The 25,510-nt window shown below is 72.5% G+C and carries 27 protein-coding genes; 16 read left to right on the forward strand and 11 right to left on the reverse strand.

Annotated elements, in window-relative coordinates:
• Positions 1-52: 52 nt before the first annotated feature.
• Positions 53-241, reverse strand: a complete 189-nt coding sequence (locus ACIRPH_RS29485; RefSeq protein WP_402920133.1) for a DUF397 domain-containing protein — start codon at positions 239-241, stop codon at positions 53-55.
• Position 242: 1 nt separating this feature from the next.
• Entirely contained in the window at positions 243-1,082 is an 840-nt protein-coding gene (locus ACIRPH_RS29490; RefSeq protein ID WP_402920135.1) for a helix-turn-helix domain-containing protein, read from the reverse strand.
• Between the two features lie 182 nt (positions 1,083-1,264).
• On the opposite strand from ACIRPH_RS29490, the gene ACIRPH_RS29495 reads away from it, so the two are divergent.
• From ACIRPH_RS29495 to ACIRPH_RS29535, 9 genes are all read left to right on the forward strand, one after another.
• A complete protein-coding gene (locus ACIRPH_RS29495; RefSeq protein WP_402920138.1) occupies positions 1,265-1,615 on the forward strand; it encodes a hypothetical protein in 351 nt (116 codons plus the stop codon).
• Positions 1,612-2,010: a hypothetical protein gene (locus ACIRPH_RS29500; RefSeq protein WP_402920140.1), complete on the forward strand. Its 399-nt coding sequence runs from the start codon at positions 1,612-1,614 to the stop codon at positions 2,008-2,010. Before ACIRPH_RS29495 ends, ACIRPH_RS29500 begins: the two co-directional genes overlap by 4 nt.
• Before the next feature lie 64 nt (positions 2,011-2,074).
• Entirely contained in the window at positions 2,075-2,215 is a 141-nt protein-coding gene (locus tag ACIRPH_RS29505; protein WP_267947382.1) for a hypothetical protein, read from the forward strand.
• A gap of 25 nt (positions 2,216-2,240) precedes the next feature.
• On the forward strand, positions 2,241-2,426 hold the full coding sequence (locus tag ACIRPH_RS29510; RefSeq protein ID WP_402920144.1) for a BldC family transcriptional regulator: 186 nt from the start codon (positions 2,241-2,243) through the stop codon (positions 2,424-2,426).
• 341 nt (positions 2,427-2,767) lie between these two features.
• A complete protein-coding gene (locus ACIRPH_RS29515; RefSeq protein WP_402920147.1) occupies positions 2,768-3,889 on the forward strand; it encodes a radical SAM protein in 1,122 nt (373 codons plus the stop codon).
• Entirely contained in the window at positions 3,889-4,017 is a 129-nt protein-coding gene (locus ACIRPH_RS29520) for a hypothetical protein (protein WP_402920150.1), read from the forward strand. The genes ACIRPH_RS29515 and ACIRPH_RS29520 overlap by 1 nt, the downstream gene beginning before the upstream one ends.
• Positions 4,018-4,080: 63 nt before the next feature.
• Entirely contained in the window at positions 4,081-4,941 is an 861-nt protein-coding gene (locus tag ACIRPH_RS29525) for a GNAT family N-acetyltransferase (RefSeq protein ID WP_402920153.1), read from the forward strand.
• A 211-nt stretch (positions 4,942-5,152) separates the two neighbouring features.
• The gene (locus ACIRPH_RS29530; protein ID WP_402920156.1) at positions 5,153-5,893 is read left to right on the forward strand and encodes an AAA family ATPase; all 741 of its coding nucleotides are present in this window, start codon (positions 5,153-5,155) and stop codon (positions 5,891-5,893) included.
• Positions 5,890-6,321 carry a hypothetical protein gene (locus tag ACIRPH_RS29535; RefSeq protein ID WP_402920159.1) on the forward strand — a complete coding sequence of 144 codons (432 nt, stop codon included), beginning with the start codon at positions 5,890-5,892 and terminating at the stop codon, positions 6,319-6,321. The genes ACIRPH_RS29530 and ACIRPH_RS29535 overlap by 4 nt, the downstream gene beginning before the upstream one ends.
• Before the next feature lie 67 nt (positions 6,322-6,388).
• On the opposite strand, the gene ACIRPH_RS29540 is transcribed toward ACIRPH_RS29535, so the two are convergent.
• Positions 6,389-6,886: a phosphoribosyltransferase gene (locus tag ACIRPH_RS29540; protein WP_402920162.1), complete on the reverse strand. Its 498-nt coding sequence runs from the start codon at positions 6,884-6,886 to the stop codon at positions 6,389-6,391.
• 376 nt (positions 6,887-7,262) lie between these two features.
• On the opposite strand from ACIRPH_RS29540, the gene pdhA reads away from it, so the two are divergent.
• Genes pdhA through ACIRPH_RS29555 form a run of 3 tightly spaced genes read left to right on the forward strand, consistent with a single transcriptional unit; the run spans position 7,263 to position 10,763 of the window.
• Positions 7,263-8,348 carry a pyruvate dehydrogenase (acetyl-transferring) E1 component subunit alpha gene (gene pdhA, locus ACIRPH_RS29545; protein ID WP_402920164.1) on the forward strand — a complete coding sequence of 362 codons (1,086 nt, stop codon included), beginning with the start codon at positions 7,263-7,265 and terminating at the stop codon, positions 8,346-8,348.
• Between the two features lies 1 nt (position 8,349).
• On the forward strand, positions 8,350-9,354 hold the full coding sequence (locus ACIRPH_RS29550; RefSeq protein ID WP_402920167.1) for an alpha-ketoacid dehydrogenase subunit beta: 1,005 nt from the start codon (positions 8,350-8,352) through the stop codon (positions 9,352-9,354).
• On the forward strand, positions 9,351-10,763 hold the full coding sequence (locus tag ACIRPH_RS29555; RefSeq protein WP_402920170.1) for a dihydrolipoamide acetyltransferase family protein: 1,413 nt from the start codon (positions 9,351-9,353) through the stop codon (positions 10,761-10,763). Before ACIRPH_RS29550 ends, ACIRPH_RS29555 begins: the two co-directional genes overlap by 4 nt.
• A 161-nt stretch (positions 10,764-10,924) precedes the next feature.
• On the opposite strand, the gene ACIRPH_RS29560 is transcribed toward ACIRPH_RS29555, so the two are convergent.
• A complete protein-coding gene (locus ACIRPH_RS29560; RefSeq protein WP_402920242.1) occupies positions 10,925-12,433 on the reverse strand; it encodes an AbgT family transporter in 1,509 nt (502 codons plus the stop codon).
• A 266-nt stretch (positions 12,434-12,699) separates the two neighbouring features.
• On the opposite strand from ACIRPH_RS29560, the gene ACIRPH_RS29565 reads away from it, so the two are divergent.
• A complete protein-coding gene (locus ACIRPH_RS29565) occupies positions 12,700-13,365 on the forward strand; it encodes a disulfide bond formation protein DsbA (protein ID WP_402920173.1) in 666 nt (221 codons plus the stop codon).
• A 72-nt stretch (positions 13,366-13,437) separates the two neighbouring features.
• Here the strand turns inward: ACIRPH_RS29565 and ACIRPH_RS29570 are convergent, their stop codons facing one another.
• The 4 genes from ACIRPH_RS29570 to paaZ form a co-directional block, all read right to left on the reverse strand.
• On the reverse strand, positions 13,438-14,163 hold the full coding sequence (locus tag ACIRPH_RS29570) for a DUF262 domain-containing protein (RefSeq protein ID WP_402920176.1): 726 nt from the start codon (positions 14,161-14,163) through the stop codon (positions 13,438-13,440).
• A 2-nt stretch (positions 14,164-14,165) separates the two neighbouring features.
• Positions 14,166-15,134, reverse strand: coding sequence for a hypothetical protein (locus tag ACIRPH_RS29575; protein ID WP_402920179.1), 969 nt, complete (start codon positions 15,132-15,134; stop codon positions 14,166-14,168).
• Entirely contained in the window at positions 15,124-16,425 is a 1,302-nt protein-coding gene (locus ACIRPH_RS29580) for a DUF3696 domain-containing protein (RefSeq protein ID WP_402920182.1), read from the reverse strand. The genes ACIRPH_RS29575 and ACIRPH_RS29580 overlap by 11 nt, the downstream gene beginning before the upstream one ends.
• A 200-nt stretch (positions 16,426-16,625) precedes the next feature.
• Complete coding sequence (gene paaZ / locus ACIRPH_RS29585) at positions 16,626-18,662, reverse strand: phenylacetic acid degradation bifunctional protein PaaZ (RefSeq protein WP_402920185.1); 2,037 nt, start codon at positions 18,660-18,662, stop codon at positions 16,626-16,628.
• Between the two features lie 390 nt (positions 18,663-19,052).
• Here paaZ and ACIRPH_RS29590 point away from each other — a divergent pair, with 390 nt between their 5' ends.
• Together ACIRPH_RS29590 and ACIRPH_RS29595 are read left to right on the forward strand one after the other, a co-directional pair.
• Positions 19,053-19,622, forward strand: coding sequence for an RNA polymerase sigma factor (locus ACIRPH_RS29590; RefSeq protein WP_402920188.1), 570 nt, complete (start codon positions 19,053-19,055; stop codon positions 19,620-19,622).
• Positions 19,619-20,686, forward strand: coding sequence for a CU044_5270 family protein (locus ACIRPH_RS29595; RefSeq protein WP_402920191.1), 1,068 nt, complete (start codon positions 19,619-19,621; stop codon positions 20,684-20,686). Before ACIRPH_RS29590 ends, ACIRPH_RS29595 begins: the two co-directional genes overlap by 4 nt.
• A 245-nt stretch (positions 20,687-20,931) precedes the next feature.
• Here ACIRPH_RS29595 and ACIRPH_RS29600 read toward each other — a convergent pair whose 3' ends face one another.
• Positions 20,932-21,450: a YbaK/EbsC family protein gene (locus tag ACIRPH_RS29600; RefSeq protein WP_402920194.1), complete on the reverse strand. Its 519-nt coding sequence runs from the start codon at positions 21,448-21,450 to the stop codon at positions 20,932-20,934.
• An 81-nt stretch (positions 21,451-21,531) separates the two neighbouring features.
• A complete protein-coding gene (locus ACIRPH_RS29605; RefSeq protein ID WP_402920197.1) occupies positions 21,532-22,533 on the reverse strand; it encodes an ADP-ribosylglycohydrolase family protein in 1,002 nt (333 codons plus the stop codon).
• A 120-nt stretch (positions 22,534-22,653) separates the two neighbouring features.
• On the opposite strand from ACIRPH_RS29605, the gene ACIRPH_RS29610 reads away from it, so the two are divergent.
• Positions 22,654-24,543, forward strand: a complete 1,890-nt coding sequence (locus ACIRPH_RS29610; RefSeq protein WP_402920200.1) for a PASTA domain-containing protein — start codon at positions 22,654-22,656, stop codon at positions 24,541-24,543.
• Positions 24,544-24,590: 47 nt separating this feature from the next.
• On the opposite strand, the gene ACIRPH_RS29615 is transcribed toward ACIRPH_RS29610, so the two are convergent.
• Positions 24,591-25,442: an SDR family oxidoreductase gene (locus ACIRPH_RS29615; protein WP_402920203.1), complete on the reverse strand. Its 852-nt coding sequence runs from the start codon at positions 25,440-25,442 to the stop codon at positions 24,591-24,593.
• Between the last annotated feature and the right edge of the window lie 68 nt (positions 25,443-25,510).

Here is a 25,510-nt window from a genome sequence, read left to right on the forward strand (position 1 = left end):
GAACGCAGAAGGGCCTCGGCCGATGACGGCCGGGGCCCTTCTGTTTGGGTCGCTACCGGTCGGCCTTCACTGTGGCGACCACGCCGGCCCACTCCCGCGACTCGAACAAGAGGTGGCCCAGGCTGCGGTTCTGGGTGTCACGGACAGCGGTCGCGGACGGCATTTCAGCGACCTCGACGCAGTTCTGCGGCTGGGAGTAGCTGGACTTGTGGAACAGGGAATCGGGAATTGAACTGCTCATCTCAGGCGATCATTTCTCGTAGTCGGGGCACAGTCTCCTCCGGCAGAAGTGCCGTGAGGCGTAGGTGGTCGAACAGCCGTCTGTACCTGGCGACTTCGTCGACATCCTCCAGGTACAGGCCATCGGTGTCGGTTTCCAGGTAGACGACCGACGGGTCGATCGTGCTGGGGAAATCCATGATGACGAAAGGCCCACCCGTGCCGGGGTGCAATCGGGTGTGCGACACCAACTGGATCGTGACCTCGGGCCGCTCGGCGACCTCGATGAGGCGCGCGACCTGGGCGCGCAGGACGGTCGGATGGTCGCGCAGGCGCACGAGCGCCGTCTCGTCGAACACGAGCCAGACGTCATCGGGCGGGTCCTCGAAGATCACGCGCTGGCGTTCGATGCGCGCGTCGACGACGCGTTGCACGTCCTTCGGGTCGCGCACGAGCGCGGTGCGGCTGATCAGCTCTACGTACTCGGGCACCTGAAGCAAGCCAGGGACTACGGCCAACTCCCAGTTGCAGATGACAGAGGCTTCGGCCTCGAACCCGACGAACTTAGGACTGAGGACGTCGCGGTAGCGGACCCACCAGCCGCGTTCCCTCGACTGTCGGCACAGGTTGAGCACAGCTTCACGGATCTCAGGGTCGGTGACCTTGTAGGTGTCGAGGAGCGTTCTGATCTCGGCGACCTGCGGTCTCTGCCGTTGGCCACTCTCGATGTTGCCGAGTTTGCCGCGTGACCACTCAGTCGCCTTGACCACGTCGTCAAGTGTCATGCGGGCGTCATGGCGTAGACGGCGCAGCTCCTCGGAGAGCCGCCGTCGGCGCACGGTGGGTGAGTATCGCTCGCTCATCTGCTGCTCCTGGTGTGCCGGTGCTCCCTGATCGTATGACCGGGGTGGGGAATCCGGACAAACATGTATTCCATGGACTGGATTCCCCGAGGGGCTTGAAAACGTGTATTCCATGTTTCAGGATAGAGGCAGTTCAATTCCCCGCCGGGCTTCCCACCTGGCACCCTTACCGGAGGTATGCCTTGCGCTACCTGCTTCTCACCCTGTCCGCGCTGTGGCTCGTCGCCCGCGCCGACGCTCATGTGGTCCGTCGACGCTCCGGTCGTGTCCGCCGGTACGCGGCAAGGCCCCTGGCCCCCCGACCGCACGTGGTCACCGGACCTATCCCGATCGTCCGGCCGCTCAGCCCGACCGGTGTCTCCTCCCCGACGCCTCCGCCGGAACGCCCGCGCGTGGGCGGCCTCGCGCCCGTCGTACCGCTGGACCCCTACCGGCGTCGCGCCCGCCGGGACGCCTCCCGGCGCGGCCTGGTCGTCCTGATCGCCCTGGCCCGGCAGTCCGAGGAGCACGGCCGGGCGGTGAGGGCCGCATGAGCGCCGTCCGCCGCACCGTGTGCGATCTCAGCGAGCTTCCGACCATGGCGGCGCTCTCCGCGTGGGCCACCGCCCGCGGGGCGGCCGTCACCTACCTGGGGCCCGACCTCCAGGGCCACGCGGTCTACGCGGCCCGCCGGGGGCCCGTGACCCGAGTCGTCACAGTCCCCGGGCCGGACCCGCACCCGCACCCGCTGACCTGGCACTCGCCGTTGGAGAACCTTCCCGCCGACGCCCCGACGACGGTGGCCGGGGCAGCAGGCCGAGTCCCCGCAGCCCGGTCCGGCAGTTCTGCTCCGTCCGGCAGCTCGGACCCGTTCGGCGACCCCTGCGTTCCGGCCGGGGGCCTGCGCGCCGTGTGGATGACGGCCGTCCGCGCCGTCTCCGTCCTCTGAGACCGGGCGCGCCCTGAGCGGGGGCCGGGGCGCGCCCTTCCACACCTCCCCCGAGGAGCAAGGCGTGGACGGCAGGACCAGGTGCGAGAAGACCACCAGCGGCCAGCACGACTACATCCCGGACCCGGCCGACCCCAGATGGCCGAACATCCGCACGCAGACCTGCCGCCACTGCGGCGACACCCTCACCCACACCCGCGGGTGACCCCTCACAGGAAGCAGAACACACCATGATCGAGACCCTTCCGGAAAAACTCCTCACCCCTGCCGAGGTCGCGAGGCTGTTCCGGGTGGACCCCAAGACGGTCACCCGTTGGGCGGCGGCCGGCCGCCTCAGCAGCGTGCGCACCCCGGGCGGGCACCGCCGGTTCCGCGAGGCGGAGGTCCGTGCGCTCCTCTCGGGCGGCGGCAGGTAGCCCCCCGCGCGCCCGGCCGCTTCCGGCCCGGGCGCGCGGGCCCCCGGGGGGGGGGCGGGGGGGGGGGGGGGGGGGGGGGGGGGGGGGGGGGGGGGGGGGGGGGGGGGGGCCCCCCCGGGGCCGGGGGGGGGGGGGGGGGGGGGGCCCCCGGGCCCCACACCCCCACAACACAGGAAGGAGGAGAGACGACATGGACGGCATGGACCACCGCGAAGGGCGCGGAGAGCCGTGTAAGGGCAGGCTCTGCGGTGACTGCAAGTAGGGCCCGAAGCAGTTGCCAGCACTCGGCCGTGTGCCTGCCGAGGACCCATAAGAGCAGTGAAAACGGTAGTGGAGCCCCTATGCACAGCTTGCTGGTCGCCCCTTTCCTCGACTCCTTTCTGTTGATGCGCCCCGGTCACACGGCGGGCGCCAAGCTTCCCCGACGCCGCTACGACGAACTCACGGGCGCACCCCAGGGCGCCCCGGTCCCTGTGTGGCTGGTCACCACCGCCCACCAGGTGTTCGGCCTCGACCTGAGCGGCCGCAGCCTCGATCCGACCGTTCTCGTGCGCCAGCGCTCCCCCCACGGGTACGTGCGCGCCTCCTACGAACTGAATCTGGGCTGTAACTACGACTGCGAACACTGCTACCTGGGTGACCGACCGTTCGACGGCCTCGACTGGACGGGCCGCGAGAAGCTGTTGCACATCATGCGCGACGCCGGGGTCGTGTGGGTTCAGCTCACCGGCGGGGAACCGCTGATCGACAAGTACTTCCCCGAGGTGCACCGACTCGCGCACGAGCTGGGCATGATGGTCAGCATCAGTTCCAACGGGTCCCGTCTGGCGAACCCGCGCATTCTCGACGTCCTCACGACCTACCGCCCCTACCGGCTCACCGTGTCGGTGTACGGGGCAACCGAAGAGTCCTACGACGGGATGACCCGCCGACGCGGCTCTTACCGGAAGTTCATCAAGGGTATGGACGCCGCACATGAGGCGAACCTCCCCGTTCAGTTGAGCGTGGTCGTGAGCGAACGCAACGCCGATGAGGTCGACGCCATGGTCGCCATGGCCACCGACCGGGGGTTCAGTCACCACGTCTATGTGAACATGTCGCCCACGATCCACGGCGACGGTTCGGTGTTGGTCACCCAGTCCGCCGAGCACCTGCGCGAACGCAAGCAGTTCACGGGCTGCAACGCGGGCCACACGTTCTTTCACTCCGACCCGCACGGGCGTGCCTCGATCTGCAAGATCGGCCGCGATGACGCCATCGACCTGATGGCTGAGGGCGTGGCAGGTCTGTCGCGGCTCGGTGAAGTCGCTGATCGCCTCATGCTGCGCAACGGTGGGTGCTCCGGATGTGCGCTGTCCGGGTCCTGCACAGTGTGCCGCCCGCTGGCCAAGCAGTACCAGCAGGCCAAGGCCCCCTTGGGGATGTACTGCCAGCACGGACAGCGGAAGGAGGTGAACGCGTGATGGCCCCTGTGACGGTCGGAGTTCCGACCCTGCCCAGCCAGGAGACGATCGAGGTCGTCGAAGACCTGGACACGGTCTTCGAATCCGAGAAGTGCAGCTGTAACGCCGGAGATGACAACCCGTACTAGCGGGTGAGACGGGCCCTGGTGGAACTCCCGCCAGGGCCCGTTGCGTGTGCGTACCATGACGCCATGAGCTACACCGGACGCCCCACGTGGAGTACGGGGCCAGTGTTCCCGGTGCCCTACGTGCCCACCCTGGGGCCCATGCACCCGGACACGGTTACCCCTCAGCTGTGGGAACAGGTCATCGCGGCCTCAGAGTCGGGCCGGTTCCTGCCTCACGACAAGGACGCCCGCTGGGGCGGCACCAAGGCGGAGGCGGTCCTCTGCGGCGGCCCGGACACCGAAGTGGCGACCCTGCTCGACCGAGGGTACCGACGAACGTTGCGCCTACACCTCTACGGTGCGGATCCGGACCTGGACCAGGCCGCCGACCAGGCCGCCAAGCTCGCCGCCGACAACGGCGCCGAACGCGCCGTCCTCGTGCGGCTCACCCGCGACCCCCAACCCGGCCGGTGCTGTCGAATCCAACTGCGCCCCTTCACCACCGGCGCCGAGGCGCCCGCTGACGACAAGGTCAGGGAACTCGACCACCTTCCCGAAACAGCGCGCGCGACGTGGCCGGCCTTCACGGAGGAACTGGCCGGAGAGGGGTTCGCGTTCCTCGCCGCCCAGGAACGGGCCGGGCGCCTCGACGGCCCGGTTCTGACCGTGGCCGAGGCCGGTCGCGTGGTGGGAGCGATCGGTCCCATGGTGACCCTCCCCGACCCCCTCGGCCGGTCCCGCCTGCTGCCCCAGTACTTCGGAGTGCTCCCCGCCCACCGAGGACGCGGTCACGGGCGCGCCCTGTGGCGTGCGGCCATGTGGTGGGGGTACCGGTCCGGTGCGGAGTACCAGTTGCTGCAGACCGAGCTGGGTAGCGCCTCGGATCGGTTGTGCCAAGGGGAAGGACTCGACACGTTGGGGTTCGTCACCACCGCCGAGCTATGACTCCCCGAACGACGGAGAGCGCCCCCTGGCCCCCGTCGCGGCGGTGTCCGGGGGCGCTTCACATGTCGACGACGTACAAGTCGCCGTAGGCGGCGGTACGGCGCACCCCGGGCAGGCACCGCCGGTTCCGCGCGGCGGAGGTCCGTGCGCTTCTCTCGGGCGGCGGCAAGTAGACCCCCGCGCGCCCGACTACCAAGGATAAGGAACATACGTGTTCGTCCAAGGCATCGACATCCCTGAAGGGCTCGACACACCCGACCCGAGCGTCTGGCCGTACTCGATTCCGGCCGTAGGACGACTGCTCTCCGACCCCCTGGATTTCCGAGCGCCGGTCACGTTCCTGGTCGGCGAGAACGGTTCCGGCAAGTCCACGCTCGTGGAGGGGATCGCCGAAGCCTACGGACTGGACGCACGCGGTGGTCGCGCCGGGCGCAAGTACGCCAACAACCGGCCCAAGACGCCGCTGGGCGAACGGTTGCGCCTGGATCTGACCCAACGCGGTGCCCGGCAGATGAGCGCCGGGCGCCGCGCGCGCACGGGCTACTTCCTCCGTGCCGAGACGACGTTCGGGTTCGCCGAGGCGGTATCGGGGATGCCCGGGTACTGGGACGAGAACCTTGCCGAGCACTCCCACGGCGAAGGGTTCCTGATCATCCTTCAGAACATGTTCGACAAGCCGGGCCTGTACCTGATGGACGAACCCGAAGCGGCGTTGTCCTTCATGTCGTGCCTGCGCCTGGTCGGCCTCATGCACGATCTCGCCGAGGGGGGGTCCCAGATCATCTGCGCCACGCACAGCCCGATCCTGTCCGCTCTGCCCGGCGCGGACGTGATCGAAGTGGGCGACCACGGGGCGCGCCGCACCACGTGGGCCGATCTGGAGATGGTCGACCACTGGCGTCGTTACATGGCCGACCCGGGGCGGTACCTGCGTCATATCGTCGACCCATGACCACAGCCCAGGAACTCGCCGACCAGCGCCACCGCGACCACATGCGGACCCTGCTCGCCCAGGCGGCCGAGCAGTTCGGCTTCGACCTGGCCAGGGAACCGGTGTTCGGATGGCGGGACCGGACCATCGGCGCGCCCGCACACAGCCCGCACGGCGACCTGTGGGTACGGGTCACCACCGAGTTCCCCGCATGGGCCTACGGGCGGGTCTGGACCGGCAACACCGACGCCACCGCCCTCACCGGGGTTCCGCGGCCCGAGGTCGCCGAACAGGTGTACCGGGTGTTCGGTGACCAGCTGGCCACCCCTGACGGGGTACGTGCACAGTTGTTCGTCATCGCCCGCCTACTCCTGCGCATCGAACGCGGGGACGACCCGGCGGTCGCGCCCCTGCTGCACCAGCGGGCGCGGGAACTCCTGGGCCGGTGAACGACGGAGAGCGTCCCGGCCGCCCCGGCCTCCGGGACCCCGGGACCCCAGGGGCGGGAACCTTCCGTCAGGAGTCCCGGACCTGGTCGGAGCGGACGACGACGGGCGGCTCCACCGACCACGGGAAGTTGATCCACCGGTCGGTGTGCTTCCACACGTACTCGCACTTGATCAGTGACTGCGGCTTCTCGTAGACGACCGCGCTGCGCACCTCGGCCACGTGCGAGGCGCAGAAGTCGTGCACGAGCTTGAGCGTCTTGCCGGTGTCGGCCACGTCGTCGGCGACGAGCACCTTCTTGTCGCTCAGGTCCACCACGTTCGGGACCGGCGGCAGCATGACGGGCATGTCGAGGGTCGTGCCGACCCCGGTATAGAACTCCACGTTCATCACGTGCAGATTTTTGACGTCGAGCGCGTACCCCAGGCCCCCGGCGACGAAGAGGCCGCCGCGCGCGATCGAGAGGATCATGTCGGGCTCGAAGCCGTCGTCGGCGATGGCGTGGGCCAGGTCGCGCATCGCGGTGCCGAAGAGCTCATAGGTCAGGTTCTCGCGCTCGTCGCTCACGGGCGGGCCTCCTCCTTGCGCGGTGCGGTGGTGTGCGGCCCATGCTCCCACCATGGGCGGCCGGGCACGCGGCGCCGCCCCAGGCGGGGCCGCGCCTCCGCCGGACGCGCCGACGGGACCGGAGGATCCGGCCCGTCGGCGTGCGGACCGGGCGGCGCGTCCACCCGGTGACGGGACGGTGCGGTGTCCGCGGGGACGGCGCTCCGGCCACCTGTCCACGCGGAGTGGTGTTCTGGGTCACATAGGTGGACGAACGGTCACCAAAAAGGGGTCAGAAACCGACGTTTTCTTGATTCTCACCCCTTTGTGGCGAACAGATGGCAACAAACTGCACCATGTGTCTGTACACACCCCTCGGACACAGGAGGTAGAGGCCATGGCCGACGCCCAGGACCTGCTCCCCTCCGAGCAACCGGTACGGCTGCTCGACGAGACCGGGCGTCCGGTGGCCGGAGCCGCCCTGCCCTTCCCCACTGCCGACCGGCTCCTCGCCGCCTACGCCTCCCTGGTGGTCGGCCGCCGCGTCAACGACCAGGCCGGCGCGCTCGTCCGCCAGGGACGACTGGCCGTCTATCCCTCCTCGCACGGGCAGGAGGCCTGCCAGACCGGCGCCGCCCTGGCCCTCGCCGAGGGCGACTGGCTCTTCCCGACCTACCGCGACACAGCCGCCGTCGTCGCGCGCGGCGTCGACCCGGTCGAGGTGCTCACCCTCCTCAAGGGCGACTGGCACGCGGGCTACGACCCCTACGAGCACCGCGTCGCCCCGCAGGCCACCCCGCTCGCCACCCAGCTCCTGCACGCCGTCGGCCTCGCCCACGCGGCCCGCCTGCGCGGGGAGGACACCGTCGCCATGGCCCTGTGCGGCGACGGCGCCACCAGCGAGGGCGACTTCCACGAGGCGCTCAACTTCGCCGCCGTGTTCAAGGCCCCCGTCGTCTTCTTCGTGCAGAACAACGAGTACGCGATCTCCGTCCCGCTGGCCCGACAGAGCGCCGCGCCCTCCCTCGCCCACAAGGGCGTCGGCTACGGGGTGAACGCCGAGCGCGTCGACGGCAACGACACCCCCGCCGTGCTCGCCGTCCTGGACCGCGCCGTGGCCGCCGCCCGCGCGGGCGAGGGGCCCCAGCTCGTCGAGGCGCACACCTACCGCATGCAGGCGCACACCAACGCCGACGACGCCACCCGGTACCGCAGCGACGAGGAGGTCGACCCGTGGGTCGCCAGGGACCCGCTGCTGCGCATGGAGGCGTACCTGAAGCGCAAGCGCCTGCTCACGAAGGCCCGCCGGACGGAGTTCGCCGAACGCGCCGAGGCCGTCGCCGCCGCCATGCGCGAGGGCGTCTCCCGCGACGCCGAGCCGGACCCGTCCGAGCTGTTCGCCCACGTGTACTCCACCCCCACCCCACAGCTGCGGGAACAGGCCGCCTTCCTGGCCGACGAACTCAGCAGAGAGGGCAGCTGACATGGCGACCGACCCCACCACCGACCCCGCCAAGCTCTCCATGGCGCAGGCCCTCAACCGGGCGCTGCGGGACGCCATGGCCGAGGACGGCAGCGTCTACGTCTTCGGCGAGGACGTCGGCCCCCTCGGCGGCGTCTTCCGCATCACCGACGGCCTCACCGCCGAGTTCGGCGAGAACCGCTGCTTCGACACCCCGCTCGCCGAGTCCGGCATCGTCGGCATGGCCGTGGGGATGGCGATGAACGGCATGCGGCCCGTCGTCGAGATGCAGTTCGACGCCTTCGCCTACCCGGCGTTCGAGCAGATCGTCAGCCACGTCGCCAAGACCCGCAACCGCACACGCGGCAGGGTCGGCCTGCCCGTCGTCATCCGGGTCCCCTACGCCGGCGGGATCGGCGGCGTCGAGCACCACTGCGACTCCTCCGAGGCCTACTACGCGCACACGCCCGGCCTGACCGTGGTCACCCCCTCCACCCCCCACGACGCCTACCACCTGCTGCGCGAGTCGATCGCCTCCGACGACCCGGTGGTCTTCATGGAGCCGAAGAAGCTCTACTGGGGCAAGGACGAGGTCGACGCGGACGCTCCCCCGCCCGGCATCGGCAGGGCGGTCGTGCGCCGTCCCGGGACCGACGCCACCCTCATCGCCTACGGGCCCGCCGTGTCCACCGCTCTGGAGGCCGCCGACGCCGCCGCCCAGGAGGGGCGCAGCCTCCAGGTCGTGGACGTGCGGTCCCTCGTCCCCTTCGACGACGAGACGGTGTGCGAGGCGGTCCGCTCCACGGGCCGCGCCGTCGTGGTCGCCGAGGCCAGCGGGTACGCGAGCGTCGCCTCGGAGATCGTCGCCAGGGTGACCGAGCGCTGCTTCCACTCCCTGGCCGCCCCCGTCCGCCGGGTGACCGGCTTCGACATCCCCTTCCCGCCGCCGAAGCTGGAGCGGTTCCAGCTGCCCGGTGTGGACCGCGTCCTCGACGCGGTCGACGACCTCCAGTGGGAGGACCAGTGACGACGCGGACCTTCGAGCTCCCCGACCTGGGAGAGGGACTGACCGAGGCCGAGGTGGTGCGCTGGCTCGTCGCCGTCGGCGACACCGTGGCCGTGGACCAGCCGATCGCGGAGGTGGAGACCGCCAAGTCGATCGTGGAGGTCCCCACGCCGTTCGCGGGCACCGTCAGCGTGCTGCACGGCGGGGAGGGCGAGGTGATGGAGGTCGGCAAGCCGCTGATCAGCATCGCCGCCGACGCTCCGGGCGCCCCGGTCGCGCGCGAGGCCGCCGCCCCGGTGTCGGTGGAGGGCGAGCGGTACCGGGAGGAGGAGCGCGCCGGTTCCGGCAACGTCCTCATCGGCTACGGCACACCCGACGACGGGAAGACCCCGGGACGCCGCCGCCGACCGCGCCAACGCCCGGTCGCACAACCTGTCGCACGGCCGGACGGGCCGGTCGGCCCGCCCGCTCCCCCGGCTCCGGCGACCGGCGGGACCGGCCGGCCCCCGCTGGTGACGTCGCCGCTGGTCCGACAGATGGCCCGCGAGGCCGGGCTGCGGATCTCCGAGGTCACCGGCAGCGGTCCCGGAGGGCTCATCACCCGGCGCGACGTGGCCGCGGCGATCGAGGCATCCCGTGCCCCGGACCTCGCCACGGTGACCCCGATCGCCCCCGGCCGCCCCGTGGCCACCGAGTCCGCCGCCGACGCGGGAAACCCGCGTGCGGAGGTGGACGCCCGCACGGGGCTGGCCGAGTCCCGGCGCACGCCCATGAGCGGGTTCCGCAAGAGCGTCGCCGCCTCGCTCTCGCGCAGCCGCAGCGAGATCCCCGAGGCCACGGTGTGGGTGGACGTGGACGCGACCGAACTGGTTCAGCTCCGCGCGTCCGACCCCTCGGGGCCGGGGCTGCTGTCCTACGTGGCGCGGTTCGTCCTCGCGGGCCTGCGCGCCCATCCGGAGCTCAACGGCCTGGTCGACACCGAACGCGGCGAGCTGGTCCAGTACGACGGCGTCAACCTGGGCCTGGCCGTGCAGACCGACCGGGGCCTGGTCGCCCCGGCCGTGCTCGGCGCGCACCGGTTCACCACGCTGGAGCTGGACGGGGAGATCCGCCGCCTGACCGCCGCCGCCCGCGAGGGGAGGGCGACCCCCGCCGAGATGACCGGAGGCACCTTCACGCTCAACAACTACGGCTCCCTCCGGGTGGACGGCAGCGCCGCCATCATCAACCACCCGCAGGTCGCGATCCTCGGCCTCGGCCGGATCATCGACCGGCCGTGGGTGGTGGACGGGGAGCTGACCGTCCGCAAGGTCACGCAGCTGTCGTTCGCCTTCGACCACCGCGTCTGCGACGGCGGTGTCGCGGCGGGGTTCATGCGCGTGGTCGCGGACGCCATGGAGAACCCGGCCGGGGCCATCGCCCGCCTCTAGGCCGGGGCCCGCACGGGCCCGCCGCGTCCTCCGCCCCGGCGGTCGCGCGGCGGGTCCGTCCGCGGGGCGGGAGCGGTGTCGGTTCGGGCCGTCCGGCGGCTGAGGGGAGCTGCGACGCCCCCGGGACCCGGAGCGGTCTCTTGCGCCCCGGGCGCCGGGCGTCAGCGGACCGGGGTGCCCGGCCCGAGCGGGAGGTCGAGCGCCCACCATCCGAGGAAGAGCAGCGTCCACCCGGCCAGGACCGTGAGGCAGAGCGGCAGGGTGAGCGAGATCAGCGTGCCGATCCCGGCGTCCCGCCGGTAGCGCTGGAGGAGGCCCAGCACCATGACGAAGAAGGGGCTCATGGGGCTGACGACGTTGCTGGCGGAGTCGGAGATCCGGTAGACCGCCTGGGTCGTCTCCGGCGGCACGTCGAGGAGCATGAACATGGGGACGAACACCGGGGCGATGAGGGTCCACTGCGCCGAGCCGCTGGTGATGAGCAGGTTGAGCACCGTGGAGAACGCGATCATGCCCAGGAAGAGCAGGATCGGGTGGACGCCCGCCGAGTCCAGCACCTCGGCGCCGCGGACGGCGGCGACCTCCCCGATGCCGGTCCAGCCGAAGTAGGCGAGGAACTGCGAGGCCGCGAAGAACAGGACGATCACGGGCGCCATGTCGCGCACACCGGCCGCCATGGCGTCGGGGACGTCCTTGGCGCGGGGCAGGGTCCCCACGGTGCGGCCGTAGACCACGCCCAGGACCAGGAAGAGGATCCCGAGGACGTAGGCGACCCCCGTGACGAGCGGCGAGTCGAGTACCCCTCCGCTCGGGCCCCGGAACGGTGAACCCGCGGGCAGGAGCGCGGCGGCGAGGAGGGCGAGGGCCGCGACCAGGGCCAGGCCCGTGTTGCGCAGGCCGCGCCTCTCGGTGTCGGTGAGGGCCGTGGAGCCCAGTTCCTCCCGCGCGTCCGGGCAGCCCTCATCGGCCCCTCCGACACTCCTGACCAGGACGAACTCGGTCACGAGGGTGATCAGGCCCGCCAGCACCACCGCCGAGGCGGCGGAGAAGTAGTAGTTGTCCAGCGCGGTCACGACGTAGCCGGGGTCCACCAGTCCGGCGGCCTCGGTGGTCAGGGCGGCCAGCAGCGCGTCGGTGGGCGTGATCAGCAGGGACGCGTTGTACCCGGAGGCGACGGCGCCGTAGGCCACGACGATGCCGAGGACGGGGCTGCGCCCCGCGGCGCCGAAGACCAGCCCGCCGAGGGGGATGAGCACCACGAAGGCGGCGTCGGAGGCGACGCTCCCGGTGACGCCGGTCAGGGCGAGGGCGAAGGTCAGCCACCGGGCCGGGACCCGGGTGACGCTGCCGCGCAGCAGGGCGCCGAGCAGCCCGGCCGCCTCGGCGACCGACACCCCGAGCATGACGACGAGGATGACCGCCAGCGGCGGGAAGGCCGCGAAGTTGGCCACCGCGTCCCTGAACACCACGCGGGCGCCCTCGGCGGAGAGCAGGCTGCGGACCCGGACGGTTTCCCCGTCGACCGGGGAGACGGCCGAGACGCCGAGGCCGCTCAGGAGCGCGCTGAGCACGACCACGATCCCGGCCATGACCGTGAACAGCCAGAAGGGATGGGGAAGCTTGTTCCCCACCCGTTCCACGAGTCCCAGCACGCCCAGGAGCAGGCGCACGGGCGCCCGGGGGCTGGTGGAAGCGGTCCTGGTCACCCTGCTCCTCCGGCTCGCCTGCCGTGCGGGACGCGGCGTCGCCGGCCCGGGAGCCCCGCGCGCGGAACGCGGCGCCGACGAACAGCGTAGCCACTGAGGGTGATCAGTCGTGCGCGAAGAGTTCAACGGGGAGGGGGTGGTGGCGGGCCCGGGGCCTTTCGGGCGGCCGGTCCCCGGCCCACCCGCCTGGATCCGGGAGCTCCCCTGCGGCCCTTGTTACGATCGGGGCCGTGAGCGCCGCGAGGCGATCGGAGAACGGGACCGGGGCGGCCGGCGCCGCACGGCCCGGGACGGAGGCGGCCGTGGCGGACGAGCGGTGGACCGTCGACTTCTGGCTCGACCCCTCCTGCCCCTTGACCCGCACCACCGCCCGGTGGATCACCTCGCTCGCTGGGGACGTGCCCCTCGACGTCCGCTGGCACGTGATGAGCCTGTTCCTGCTCAACGAGCACCGCGAGGTGGACCCCGAGGGCGACGAGGAGGGCTACCTCCGGATCCCCGCGCGCGTCGCCACCGCCGTGCGGGCGGAGCACGGGAGCGCCGCGCTCGGCGCCTTCCACGACGCGCTCTGGACCGAGCCCGACGGCACGCACCGGGCGTGGGCGGGCGACCTCGGCAAGGCCCTGCGCCGCTGCGGGCTCCCCGACGGCCTCGCCTCCGCGGGGTGGGAGGACGGGTACGACGCCGCGATGCGCGCGTCCCACGAGGACGGGGTCGGCCGCGTCGACGCCGAGATCGGCACGCCGGTCCTCGCCGTCACCGCGCCCGACGGCGAGCTGCCCGCCTTCTTCGGACCGGTCCTCTCCGAGCTCCCGGAGCCGGCCGACGCCCTCCGGCTGTGGCGGGCCGCCCTCCTGCTCGCGGGCGTCCCGGGCTTCCGCGAGATCAAGCGCTGACGCCGTCACGCGCCTGCCGACATGTCGACATGCCGTCATCCCGCTCTGTCGGCACGCCGCAGGAGAGGGCGTCTACGACCCCCTCGACTCCCTCGCCACCCGGATCTCCTCGGCGGACAGGTGCCGTCCTCCACGGTTGATGTGCTGGAACACCAGGCTGGCCTGATCGACACCCCCGCCGCGCATGCGCACGACGGGAAGCCGGTAGGACTTGAAGCGCCGGGCGACCTCCTCGGCCTCCGCCACGAACTCCGGCACTGGGAGTTCCCCCTGGTCTTCGAGCCCGCGGACGAAGGCCAGGAAGTCCATCGTCCGGAGCACCGACCTCATGGGCAGGAGATGGGGAGGGGCGACGTCCCCGTCCTCCCACTGCAGGTAGGGGTTACCGCCGTCCTCAGGCTCCCCGAGTCTGCGATGGACGCGCCACCGCGGATCCTCGTCGTTCCCGGTCCGGCCCCTCGCCTGCGGCTGGAGGCCCCCGTACAGGGTGGCCAGCCTTTGGTGCCCGTCCAACAGGTACGAGACGGCCCCCTCCTCGGAAACGTCGGGGAGGGGGCGACCGGCGAACTCCCCGACACTGGGGATCTCCTCCGCCGCGTCCAGGACGATGATGCTCCCGATGGGGTGGTTGCGTTCGACGCTCTCGAAGAGGGCCAACCGCTCTTCGGTCCCCCACACGAAACCCCGCCCGAACGCGGGGACCCGTAGTTCACCCCTGTCGATCCATCCCAGGACCTCCTCCAGGGAACGCCCCTCCACGGTCGTGCCGACCACGTTTCCGACCTTCACCACAGCCACCCTCAGACGATCGTGCGAAGCATGTGGAGGACGCCGCGCAGTTCCTCCACCACGCCCTCTCCCAGGGACGACAGGTCCGACCGGCGAACATGCCCCTGAGCGGCGGCTGTCTCCATGCGCTCGGTCAGATCCGAACCGAAGCCCTCGGAGAGCTTAACCAGGGTCTTGGCCGGCACCCCGTCGTAGAGGCCCCCGTGGGCGCGGTGCGGTACGACGGGCGCCCCCCGCTGTGCTCTGAACCCGTGCTTCATGTCGAAGTGCGCACGCTGGTCAGGAGACAGCTCCTTGAGCGCGGTCAGTTTTCTGCTGACCGTGGTCGCCCCGCCCCTGCGTACGTCCAGCGCCAGCACCCGGTTGGGGACGTAGTTCTCCGTCTCGCGGAACTCCAGGACATGCACCGCCACCCCCTGCTCGCGTGCGCGCTCGGCGATCTGGTGGCACTTGGTCGCCTCCCCCGGGCGCATCCGGTCGCTGTCGAGGAGGAGCGCGACTCTCGGGAGGCGGCGGAAGTCGTCCACGGCCTCGCGCGCCTGCCGTCCCGCGTCGTGCTTGCCTCCCCCGTGGCGGATGTCCAGCGTCCGCTCCCTGATGGCGGTGAGGACGTCGTCCCCGTCGAGGACCATCGCGACGGCCCGGAGGAAGGACTTGTCCGAGGCGTTGTTCTCGACCAGCAGCACCGCCGGCACGCTGAGGTCGTGGACATGGTCGGTGAGCGACTCCACGGTGACCTGCACCGTTGGTGCGGTGTTCACGGGCTGCCAGGGGGAGGCGGAGACGGTCTTCTCCGCGAGGCTGCGGTAGGTCTGCCGCATCATCGGCACATGGGTGCCGAAGAAGGAGTCCACGTCCTCGATCTGGGAGATGTCCGGTGCCCAGGCGTGCACCTCCCGGATGAAGAGGTCGAAGAGCCTGATCACGTCGGCCGCGTTCGCGTGCTCCGCGAAGACACCGGAGTCGACCTCAACGATCATCGGAGGCCAATCTCCCGGACTGCGCCCTGGCGAGTGCGCGCGTCTCCTCGAAATCCTCGGTGAAGACTCCCGAGGGCCAGTAGTCCAGGTTGCCGAGACGGTCGATGCCGATGCGGCGGGCCGAGGCCGACCCGTTGGCGTGCTCCACGAAGTACAGGGAGATGTCGTCCGGGTCCACGGAACCCTCGGCGATACGCCTGCGGATGCGCAGGAGGAAGGTCTCGCTGTGCGTCTCGATGAGGAAGCGTGTCCTTCTCCTTCGGATGGCGGAGAGGAAGAGGTCGGCGACATCGGCGTGCGCGGACGGGTGCAGGTGGAGTTCGGGCTCCTCGACGATCTCCAGGACCTCGCGGAAAGGAGGTCGGGGACCGACCTCGTCCAAGGCGCGCTGGACGAGGATCGGCAGCATCTGGACGACGCCGGTTCCGGCGTCTCCCAGGCTGACCTGTACAGAGGGGTCGTGGACGGAGGAGAGGTGGACGGAGTACATGCCGATCCCGTGGTCGGTGATGCCCGCCTCCCACCCGGGGATGTTCTCGGCGAGGACGCGGTTGAGAGCGCGGAGGATCTTCCCCTGGCCGCGCACGGCGTCGTTCGCGAGGATGTCCAGGGCGTCCTCGCCCGTGGCTCCCACGGTTCGCGGGGCGCCAGCAGGCAACCGGCGAAGCTTCTCGGGGCGTTTTCTGAAGGGGCCGATGTACCTGATCTCGTCGAACCCCTGGATCAGCGATCTCCGCGCCTGTGAGTACAGGCTCGATGAATCCGGAACGTAGTGTGACCCCGGGGCGATCCCACGGAACCTGAGTCGTTCGACGGAGACCTCGTCCCCTTGTCGTACCTCGTACTGCTGAGGAGCTCCCCAGGGCGAGGACTCGTCCGGTCTCCAGCGCAGGTCGACGCTCCCGTCCTGCCCGCTCCAGGAGAACCTCTCCACGACCTGCGCGTGCCATTCGTCCACGTCCTGGAGCGAGACCTCGAAATGGTTCTCCCCACCCTCACGGTCCACCAGGTCCATCGTGAAGGTGACGCGCTGGTGCGGCCGTTGACCGTGCACCAGGTCCTGGAAACTGGGCGCGTCGTCCCCCAGCCGTTCCAGGTCGAGGGGCTGGATCGAGTGGTCCAAAAGCCGGGTCCCCGTGAAGAGACCCGTCGACATCACCAGGGGGGCCCTGACCAGGGCGCTCTTCCCCGAGTTGTTCCGTCCCAGGACGACGGTGATCTTCCCCAGCTCGACCTCCTGCTCGTCGGGGAAGCACCGGTAGTTCTGCACCGTGAAGCGCGAGAGAGGCATGGCGCCAACTCTAGGGCCGGCCGATCCGGCTGTCCCACGGAACCGGTTCCGCAGGGTTGCCGTGCTGTGCGTGGCCCGGCGCAGGAGACGGCGCCCCCAGCGGCGGCTCCGCCGGGGACGCCCACATGTCGACATACCGTCATCCCGCCCTGTCGGCACGCCGCCCTCCGGGGCGACGTGCCGACCGGTCCGACCGGGCCCTACTCCCCCTCGCCCTTGGCGACCAGGGTGAGCACGTCGTACGTGGCGACGGGCTCGTCGTCCTGGTTCGTGACCACGGCGTCCCAGCGCACCTCGCCGTAGTCGGCGTTCGAGCGCGGGGTGATCTGCTTGGCGGTCAGCGTCACCCGGATGGTGGCGTCCTCCTTCACCGGGGTGAGGAAGCGCAGGTTGTCCACCCCGAAGTTGGCCAGAACGGGGCCCGGCGCCGGGTCGACGAACAGGCCCGCCGCGAGCGAGACCACCAGGTAGCCGTGCGCCACGATCCCGCCGAACAGCGGGTTGGCCGCCGCGGCCTCCTCGTCGGTGTGCGCGTAGAACGTGTCACCGGTGAACTCGGCGAAGTGGTCGATGTCGGAGCGGGTGACGGTGCGCTCCGCCGAGGCGATCGTGTCGCCGATCCGCAGCTGCGTCAGGTCCTTGCGGAACGGGTGCACGTCGTCCACCGTCCGCCGTGAACCGGTGGTCCAGTGGCCGGTGATCGCGGTGACCATGTCCGGCGGGGCCTGGATCGCGGTGCGCTGCATGTGGTGCTTGACGCCGCGCACGCCGCCCAGCTCCTCGCCGCCGCCCGCGCGGCCGGGGCCGCCGTGCACCAGGACGGGCAGCGGCGAGCCGTGGCCCGTGGACTCCTTGGCGTCGTCCCGGTTGAGGACCAGGATCCGGCCGTGCCACGGGGCCAGGCCGAGGACGACCTCGCGCGTGACGTCCGGGTCGTTGGTGACGAGGGAGCCCACCAGGCTGCCCCGGCCGCGCGCGGCCAGCTCCACCGCGTCGGCCACGCCGGAGTAGGTGATCACGGTGCTGACCGGGCCGAACGCCTCCACGTCGTGCGGTTCCGCGGCCCCCGGCTCGGCGCGCAGCAGGACCGGTGACATGAACGCCCCCGCTTCGGCGTCGGCCCCGGCGACCTCGACGGCGTCGGGGTCGCCGAAGACGACCGTGCTGGAGGAGCGCAGTGCCTTGACCGCCTTGCGGACCTCCTCGCGCTGGTCGAGCGAGGCCAGCGGCCCCATGCGGGCGTCGGGGTCGTCGGCCGCGCCCACGACCACCTTGGACAGGCGGTCGACCAGGGCCCCGGTGACGGCGTCCGCCATCGTCTCGGGCACGATCACCCGGCGGATGGCCGTGCACTTCTGGCCGGCCTTGACGGTCATCTCGGTGACGACCTGCTTGACGTACAGGTCGAACTCGGGGTCCTCCGGTGTCACGTCCGGCCCGAGGATCGAGCAGTTGAGCGAGTCGGCCTCGACGTTGAGCTGCACGCCGCCGCCGACGACGTTCGGGTGGCTGCGCAGGGTCGCGCCGGTCGCCGCGGAGCCGGTGAAGCCGACGATGTCCTGCGCGCCCAGGTGGTCGAGCACGCCGCGCGCGCTGCCCGCGAGGAACTGGAGCGAGCCCTCGGGGAGGAGCCCGGACCCGACCATGCGGCGCACGACCGCGGCCGTGAGGTAGGCGGTCTGGCTGGCGGGCTTGACGATGCTCGGCATGCCCGCGAGGAACGCGGGGGCGAACTTCTCCAGCATGCCCCACACGGGGAAGTTGAAGGCGTTGATCTGCACGGCCACGCCCGGCCGCGAGGTGTAGACGTGCTGGCCGACGAAGGTGCCCTGCCGTCCGAGCTGTTCCAGGGGCCCGTCCAGGACGACGGTCGAGTCGGGAAGCTCGCGCCGGCCCTTGCCGGAGTAGCTGAAGAGGGTGCCGAAGCCGCCGTCGACGTCGACCATGGTGTCGCGCTTGTTGGCGCCGGTCCGGTACGAGAGCGCGTAGAACTCGTCCTTGTGCTCGGTGAGGTGCTTGGCGAGCTCCTTGAGGATGATCGCGCGCTGGTGGAAGGTCAGCCGCCGCAGGGCGGGGCCGCCGACGCGGCGGGCGTGGTCGACCATCCCGGCGACGTCGAGGCCGGCGGCCGAGATACGGGCGACGGTCTCCCCCGTGTTCGCGTCGGCCAGGGGCACGCCCTCGTCCGCGGGGGCGAACCACGACCCCTGCGCGTAGCTCTCCAGTACTTCGGACACGTGACGGTCCTCTCCTCGGGCTGTGGGTCTTCCGGAACAGTATTACAGACCGATCGTTCAGTAAATAGGAACCGGGAGGGGGCGTCCGTCCTCCACCAGGGGTTTCACGTATCTCCACCGCAGGTCGGGCCCCACTGTCGGGCGGAGTGGAAGCCCATCCGCTCCCCCGGCCCCGGGCGTCCCGTCCGCCCCGGTCGCGGACCGGCACGAACCCCGCGCCTGTCCAGGCCCGGAACGGCTCCGGTCCGGGCCCGAACCCGGCCGCCGCACGCCGAAACGACACGTCGATTTGTCGACATTTCCCACGGGAGCGCGAGAGGGTCCCGGCCCGCCTTGTAACATCCGGCCCCCGCCGGACAGAAGAGGGTGACACCGCACGGAAGGAAGCCGATGACCAGAGACAGGGACGACGGGGAGTCCGCCGAGAGGCAGTTCACCCGGTTCTTCGAGCGGCACTACGACGACGTCCGCCGCTACGCCCTCCGCCGTCTCGGCCCCGACCACGCCGACGACGTCGCCGCCGAGACCTTCGGCGTCGCCTGGCGCAGGTTCGACCACCTGCCCAAGGACCAGCCGCTCCCCTGGCTGTACGGGGTGGCGCGCAACGTGGTCCGTGCCCGGTCGCGCAGCGGGGGCCGGCGCGCCGAGGTGCCCACCCCCTTCGGGGAGGCGTCCGCGGCGGCGTCTGCCGAGCCGGACACCGCCAGCCGGGTCGAGGAACGCGACGAGGCGCTCCGCGCCCTCGGCCGGCTGAGCGACAAGGACCGCGAACTCGTGATGCTCCTCGCCTGGGAGGGCCTGGAGCTGGCGGAGGCCGCCAGGGTCCTGGGCTGCACCACGGCCACCGCGCGGGTGCGCCTCTTCCGCGCCCGCCGCCGGATCGAGGGGCTCCTCGATCCGCCGCCACCCGCCCCCGCGCACAGCCCGGCCGCCCCCAGAGTCCCCGTGGAGAAATCATGAGCCGCACCGACACCGAAGCCGTCCGCGCGCTCCTCGCCGCGCACGACCCCGCCGCATCCGTCCGCTCCGACCCCGCGCTCCGTGAACTCTCCCGGATCGAGGTGATCGCCGCAGGCCGGCGCCGCCGGCCCGTGTTCCGCCTCGTCCCCCGGCGCCCCGTGTTCCGGATCGCCCTGGGCGCCGTCGCCGCCCTCGCGGCGGCGGCCGTGGTCGTGCCGTTCGCGTTCGGCTCCGCGCAGCCCGCCTACGCCGGGCCGCCGCCCGCACCGCTGGAGGTCCCCCTGACCGACCTGGAGCCCGGGAGCGAACGACTGCTCGCCCTGGCCGGGGCCGCCGAGGGGCAGCCCGCCCCCCCGAGGCCCGGGGACGTCGCCTACGTGCGTACCTCCCAGTGGACCCTCACCTACTCGCAGGACCTGGACACGGACGAGGCGGGGTGGGGCGTCCTCCCCGTGCGGGACGAGGTGTGGCGGACCCCCCACGAGTCCGGCCTGCAGGTCGAGACCCCGAGCGTCCCCGACCACCTGGGCGGCGACCCGAACCCGGTCCGGCGCCTGTTCGAGGACGGGCCCACCGAGTGGGAGTGGGGCAACGGCGAGGGGGGCGACGGCATGTTCTTCTCCCTGGAGCCCGGCTCCCTCTCCCCCGACCCCGAGGCGCTGGCCGGCCAGCTGCACGGTGTGGGCTCGGACCTCGCCGGCGCCGAGCCCGGGGCGAGGCTCTTCCACGCCCTCCAGCAGCTGTACGGGGAGGCGCCCGTGGAGCCCGGGGTGCAGGCCGCGGTGCTCCGCGTCCTCGCCGCGGAGGACGACGTGATGTTCGCCGGGACCGCGCGTGACCGCGAGGGCCGGGAGGGGCTGCTGTTCGTCGTCGAGGAGAGCGCGGAGGACGGGACCCTCCTGGAGCGGCGGATCATGTTCGACGAGGGGACGGGGCAGCCGCTCTACCACGAGACCCTCACCGTGGAGTCGCCGTCCGAGCCGGACGCGGAGCTGCCCCGGGTGAACAACTACACGGTCCTCGTGGAGTCCGCGTGGGTCCCGGAGGTCGGCGACACGCCGTGACCCCCGGCGGGGGCGCGGGCCGCGCGCACGGCCGCGCCCCCGCTCCGCTCCGGACGGTCCCGAATCCGGCGGGGGACGGTCCCGAACCGGCCGCGGCCCGGTACGGAACCCGGGCTCCGGACGCCGAAACGATTCGTCGCCATGTCGACTTTTCGAGCGGCACGCCTGGTCGGAGCGGGGCCGGGCCGACCCGCCCGCGAGCCGACAGGTCGCCGTGTCTCCGTGTCGACACACGGCGTCGGCGGCTACCTGGTGAGGGCGAGCACCTCGGCGCCCCGGAGCCCGGCGAGCACCTCGCCCGGCACCAGGAGCTTGGAGCGGCGCAGGCCGCTGCCGACGACCACCTCGGCCGCCGCCGCGACGGCCTCGTCCACCAGGACCGGCCACCCCTCGGGCAGGCCGAGCGGGGTGATGCCGCCGTACTCCATGCCGGTCAGCCCGGTCGCCTCGTCCATGGGGGCGAACGACGTCTTGCGGGCGCCCAGGTGGCGGCGCACGACCCCGTTGACGTCGGCGCGCCGGTCGGCGGGCACCATGCACGCCGCGTAGGACAGCTCTCCCCCGCGCTTGGCGGCGACGACCACGCAGTTCGCACTGGTCCCCAGGGGCATCCCGTACGCCTCGCAGAACTCCGCGGTGTCGGCGAGACCCGGATCGATCTCCGCCACGCGGACCCCGCCGGCCCCCCGGACGGCGTCGAGTACGGGAGCGGCCAGCAGGTCGGGGCGCTCGTCGGCGGGCACCCAGTGCAGTTCGGCGGACATGGCACACCTCAGGTCGTCGGACGGCGGACAGGGCCAGGTTAGCGAGCCGCCGCCCCCCGCCCGGACCGGCGCGGGCGGGGATCAGGCCGGAGGGCCGCCGCGACGGCGACCCCGGGAACCGTCCGGTCCGGAGACGGCGCCCAGCGCCAGTTCCGCGAGCCCCTCGGCCCGGTACCCGGGCCAGCCGTGGACCGCCTCCAGGTACTCCGCCGGAATCGCCGAGGCGCCCCAGCGGGCGCCGAGCAGGGCCCCGGCGATCGCCGCCACGGTGTCGGTGTCGTTGCCCGCCCGGACCGCGGCCCGCACCGCGGGCACGAACCCGTCGGGCTCGCCCACCACAGCCGACCAGGCCGCCTGGAGCGCGCTCACCACGAAACCGTTGTTCCCGAAGAAGTGCGGCGGGTGCTCCTCGGCCTCGTCCAGCCAGGCGGTCCACGGGCCGCGCCGGTCCCGCGGCAGCAGCTCCAGCCCGCCGCGGACCCCGGCCGTGTCGCCGTGGACGACCGCGTGCCGCACCCCCTCGCACCACAGCACACACGCCTCGGAGGCCAGCGGGTCCCCGTGGGTGAGCCTGCTGTACCTGTCGGCGGCGACCGCCAGGCCGTCCGGGTCGTCCAGGTAGGCCAGGGCGAGCGGGCCCGTGCGCATCAGGGAGCCGTTCCCGGCGCTGCGGACCCCCTCCTCGAAGCGCTGGGCCGAGAACCGCTCCATCACCTCGGCGACCCGGGGCGTCCCGAAGGCGTGGCCCGCCCCCCGCATCACCGCGCTGGTCTGGTTCCCGATGTCGGAGGCGCCCTCGCGCGCCCAGTCCAGGAAGGCGTCGGCGGTACGGCACAGCGCCTCGTCCGACAGGGGGTCCGCGTGGTCGCGCAGGGTGAGGGCGATGCACACCGCCATCTGGGTGTCGTCGGAGTACTCCCCCGGCGCGTACGGCCCGAGCCCGCCGCCCACCATCCGGGGGACGTCATCCGCCGCCAGGGCCGGGCCGAACTCGTAGGGCACCCCCAGGGCGTCGCCGCAGGCCGCGCCGAGGAGGACGCCGGCGGCGCGGTCGTCCGCGCTTCCGGGAGGGGGCAGGTTCACGGGGGCCTCGCAACGTTTCGGTACCGGGGGGACTGCGAGTCGACCCTATCCGCAGGAACTGTCCGCATCCGGCCCGGACGGGGACGAAACGTGATGGTGCGTAGCCGTAGAATCCGTCCCATGGAGACCCCCACTCCCGACCCCCTCTCCGGCCGCACACTGCACGGGCGCTACGTCCTGGGCGAACGTGTCCGCAGCGGCGCCTCGGGGACCGTCTACGCAGCGCAGGACCTCCGTGAGGAGCGGACCGTCGCGGTCACCGTCCTCCACCCGTGGCTGATGGGGAACCACGGGGCGGTGCACGCCTTCCTGGGGCGGGCACAGACCCTGGAAGCGGTCGCCCACCCCCGCCTGGCGAGGGTGCTGGCCCACGGGCGCGACGAGGCGTACGTGTACGCGGTCGCCGAGTACCTGCGGGGGGAGACCCTCGCCGAGGTACTGGGGGACGGCGAGGCGCTGCGGTACTCGCCGCACATGGCCCTGTCGATCGTCGCCGACGTGCTGGCGGCACTCGACGCCGCCCACCGGACGGGCGTCGTGCACGGTGAGATCACCCCCGACAAGGTCGTGATGGACGACGGCGGACGGGCGAGGGTCACCGGTTTCCCGCTGCTGTTCGACGCGGCCGAGGACGCCGGGCCCGACAGCCGCACCGACGTGCGCGACGTCGGCGCGCTGCTCCACAGGCTGATGACCGGAGACTCCGCCGTCGAGGACGAGGGACGGCCCCTCCGGCCCTCGGCCGTGCTCCCCGACCTCCCGCCCGACCTGGACATGCTGGTCGCCAACGCGACCGACCCGAACCCGCGCTACCGACCGCGCGACGCGGGCCAGTACCTGACCCTGGTCGAGCAGGTGATGCGGTCGCTCCCCCGCACCGACCGCGACCGCGAGGGCGACACCCGCCCGATCCCGGTCGTCACGGACCTCCCGGTCGCGGACCTCCCGGCCGAGAGCGCGGCGGGCGCGGCCGGGGACGACCGGGGCGGCGCCGTTCCGCGGTGGCGCCGCCCACCGGCGCTCGTCGCCGCGGGGGTGCTGGTCCTCGCGCTGTTCGCGGCCGGCTGGGCCCTCGCCCCCGTGGGCGGCGCCGCCCTCCCCGACGTCCTGGGCAGCGACCCGGAGGCGGCCGAGGCGCGGTTGGCGGCGCTCGACCTGGAGCTGGTCGTCGCGTTCGACGAGACCTACAGCGACACCGAGGCGGTCGGGTCCGTCGCCGACACCACCCCGGAGGCGGGCGCCGAGCTGGAACGGGGCGACGAGGTCATGCTCTGGCTCTCCGCGGGGCCGCAGTTCGCCGAGGTCCCCGACGTGGTCGGCGGCACCGAGAACGAGGCGCGGGACACCCTGCGCACGGCCGGGTTCACCCACATCGAGGTGGTCCAGGAGCACTCCTCCGAGGAGGCGCCCGGGACGGTCCTGTCGACGGTCCCGGCGACGGGCGAGGAGGGCGACCGGGCCGAGGCGGTGACCGTCCACGTCAGCGAGGGGGTCATCGTCCCGACGCTGCTCGGCATGGGGCAGGCGGAGGCGGGCGAGGCCCTCACCGGGCTGGGGCTGGCGTTCGAGGTCGCCGAGGCGCACCACGCCACGGCGCCGGAGGGCGAGGTCGCGGGCCAGACGCCCGAACCCGGCACCATCCTCCCCGAGGAGGGCGTCGTCACCCTCACGGTCTCCCTCGGGCCGGAGCCCGAGGACGAGGAGACGGAGGAGGACGAGGCCGGGGAACCCGGCGAAAGCGCCCCCGCCGACGACGGCGGTCGCGGTGAGGGCGGCCGGGAGGACGGCGGCCGGGGCGACGGTGACCGCGGGGACCGGGGGGACGACGGCTGGGGCGACTCCGGCGGCGCCTCCTGCGCGGTCGGCGCCTGGGACGGCGGCACCGTCTACGACACCGGGGACCAGGTCAACTACCGGGGCCGTGTGTACGAGGCGCGCTGGTGGATCCAGGGGGTCCCGCCGACCATGGGCGAGGAGTGGGGGGTCTGGGAGGACCGGGGCTCCTGCTGACCGGTCCCGCGCACCGTCCCGACCCGGCCCCGCGCCGTTCCGGCCGGTCAGGGGGCGGGGGTGAAGTCCGCGAGGTGGTCGCGCACCCACTCGCGGTAGGTCCGCGGCGGGAGGCCGGTCGCCTCCCGCACCCCGTCGCCGACCGGCTCGGGGACGGCGGCCAGCCCGGCCCAGTGGGCGAGGGCCGCGTCCGCGTAGTCCGGGTCGCCCATGGCCCGCGCCACTTCCTCCCGGGCCTCCTCCGGGGGCTGCTCCTCCCAGCGCACGGGGACGCCCGTCTCCTCGCCGATGATCCTGACCTGGTCGGACTGGGTGAGGGACTCGGGTCCGGTGATGTCGTAGCTCCTGCCCGTGTGCCCGTCGTCGAGCAGGGCGCGCACGGCGGCGGCCGCCACGTCCTTCTCGTGGACGAGGGAGCGGGAGGCGCCGCCGTAGGGCGCGCGGACGACGCCGCCGGACACCTGGTCGGCCCACATCAGGGTGTTGGTGGCGAGGCCGGTCACGCGCAGGAAGGTCCACTCGCCGGCGGCCGCCCGGACCGCGGCCTCGACCCGCCCCCAGACGCCGTTCTCCTCCGCCGGGCGGTCGTCGCGGACGTTCGAGGCGGAGAGGTGGACGATCCGTCGCGCGTGTCGGGCGAGGGCGGCCACGGTCTCCTCCACGCCGTCCCCGTCGAACCCGGGCCAGAGCAGGTAGGCGGCGGCCGTCCCCTCGGCGGCCGAGGCGACGGCCGCCGGGTCGGTGATGTCGCCGCGGACGACCTCGACCTCCTCCGGGAGGCGGGCCGCCCCGGGGTTGCGCACCAGTGCCCGGACCGGGACGCCCTCCGCGATCAGCCCCGCCACGACGTGGCGTCCGGTGGACCCTGTGGCCCCGGTGACCAGGATCGGCTGGTTCATGATGTCTCCCCCTGCGCGGTGCGGTCGGGCGCCGGTCGGCCGCCCGCGTCCCACACTCATGCCTCAAC

It is taken from the genome of Nocardiopsis sp. NPDC101807, assembly GCF_044766605.1.
In the GTDB taxonomy this organism is placed as follows: Bacteria; Actinomycetota; Actinomycetes; order Streptosporangiales; family Streptosporangiaceae; genus Nocardiopsis; species Nocardiopsis tropica.

What these genes read in the sequence shown, in the direction of transcription:
- ACIRPH_RS29595 (WP_402920191.1), top strand. Translation starts at nt 19,619, where the DNA reads ATGAGCCGCACCGACACCGAAGCCGTCCGCGCGCTCCTCGCCGCGCAC.
- pdhA (WP_402920164.1), top strand. Translation starts at nt 7,263, where the DNA reads ATGGCCGACGCCCAGGACCTGCTCCCCTCCGAGCAACCGGTACGGCTG.
- ACIRPH_RS29535 (WP_402920159.1), top strand. Translation starts at nt 5,890, where the DNA reads ATGACCACAGCCCAGGAACTCGCCGACCAGCGCCACCGCGACCACATG.
- ACIRPH_RS29600 (WP_402920194.1), bottom strand. Translation starts at nt 21,450, where the DNA reads ATGTCCGCCGAACTGCACTGGGTGCCCGCCGACGAGCGCCCCGACCTG.
- ACIRPH_RS29520 (WP_402920150.1), top strand. Translation starts at nt 3,889, where the DNA reads ATGGCCCCTGTGACGGTCGGAGTTCCGACCCTGCCCAGCCAGGAGACG.
- ACIRPH_RS29515 (WP_402920147.1), top strand. Translation starts at nt 2,768, where the DNA reads ATGCACAGCTTGCTGGTCGCCCCTTTCCTCGACTCCTTTCTGTTGATG.
- ACIRPH_RS29485 (WP_402920133.1), bottom strand. Translation starts at nt 241, where the DNA reads ATGAGCAGTTCAATTCCCGATTCCCTGTTCCACAAGTCCAGCTACTCC.
- ACIRPH_RS29510 (WP_402920144.1), top strand. Translation starts at nt 2,241, where the DNA reads ATGATCGAGACCCTTCCGGAAAAACTCCTCACCCCTGCCGAGGTCGCG.
- ACIRPH_RS29590 (WP_402920188.1), top strand. Translation starts at nt 19,053, where the DNA reads ATGACCAGAGACAGGGACGACGGGGAGTCCGCCGAGAGGCAGTTCACC.
- ACIRPH_RS29525 (WP_402920153.1), top strand. Translation starts at nt 4,081, where the DNA reads ATGAGCTACACCGGACGCCCCACGTGGAGTACGGGGCCAGTGTTCCCG.
- ACIRPH_RS29615 (WP_402920203.1), bottom strand. Translation starts at nt 25,442, where the DNA reads ATGAACCAGCCGATCCTGGTCACCGGGGCCACAGGGTCCACCGGACGC.
- ACIRPH_RS29490 (WP_402920135.1), bottom strand. Translation starts at nt 1,082, where the DNA reads ATGAGCGAGCGATACTCACCCACCGTGCGCCGACGGCGGCTCTCCGAG.
- ACIRPH_RS29610 (WP_402920200.1), top strand. Translation starts at nt 22,654, where the DNA reads ATGGAGACCCCCACTCCCGACCCCCTCTCCGGCCGCACACTGCACGGG.
- ACIRPH_RS29550 (WP_402920167.1), top strand. Translation starts at nt 8,350, where the DNA reads ATGGCGACCGACCCCACCACCGACCCCGCCAAGCTCTCCATGGCGCAG.
- ACIRPH_RS29500 (WP_402920140.1), top strand. Translation starts at nt 1,612, where the DNA reads ATGAGCGCCGTCCGCCGCACCGTGTGCGATCTCAGCGAGCTTCCGACC.
- ACIRPH_RS29575 (WP_402920179.1), bottom strand. Translation starts at nt 15,134, where the DNA reads ATGATCGTTGAGGTCGACTCCGGTGTCTTCGCGGAGCACGCGAACGCG.
- ACIRPH_RS29580 (WP_402920182.1), bottom strand. Translation starts at nt 16,425, where the DNA reads ATGCCTCTCTCGCGCTTCACGGTGCAGAACTACCGGTGCTTCCCCGAC.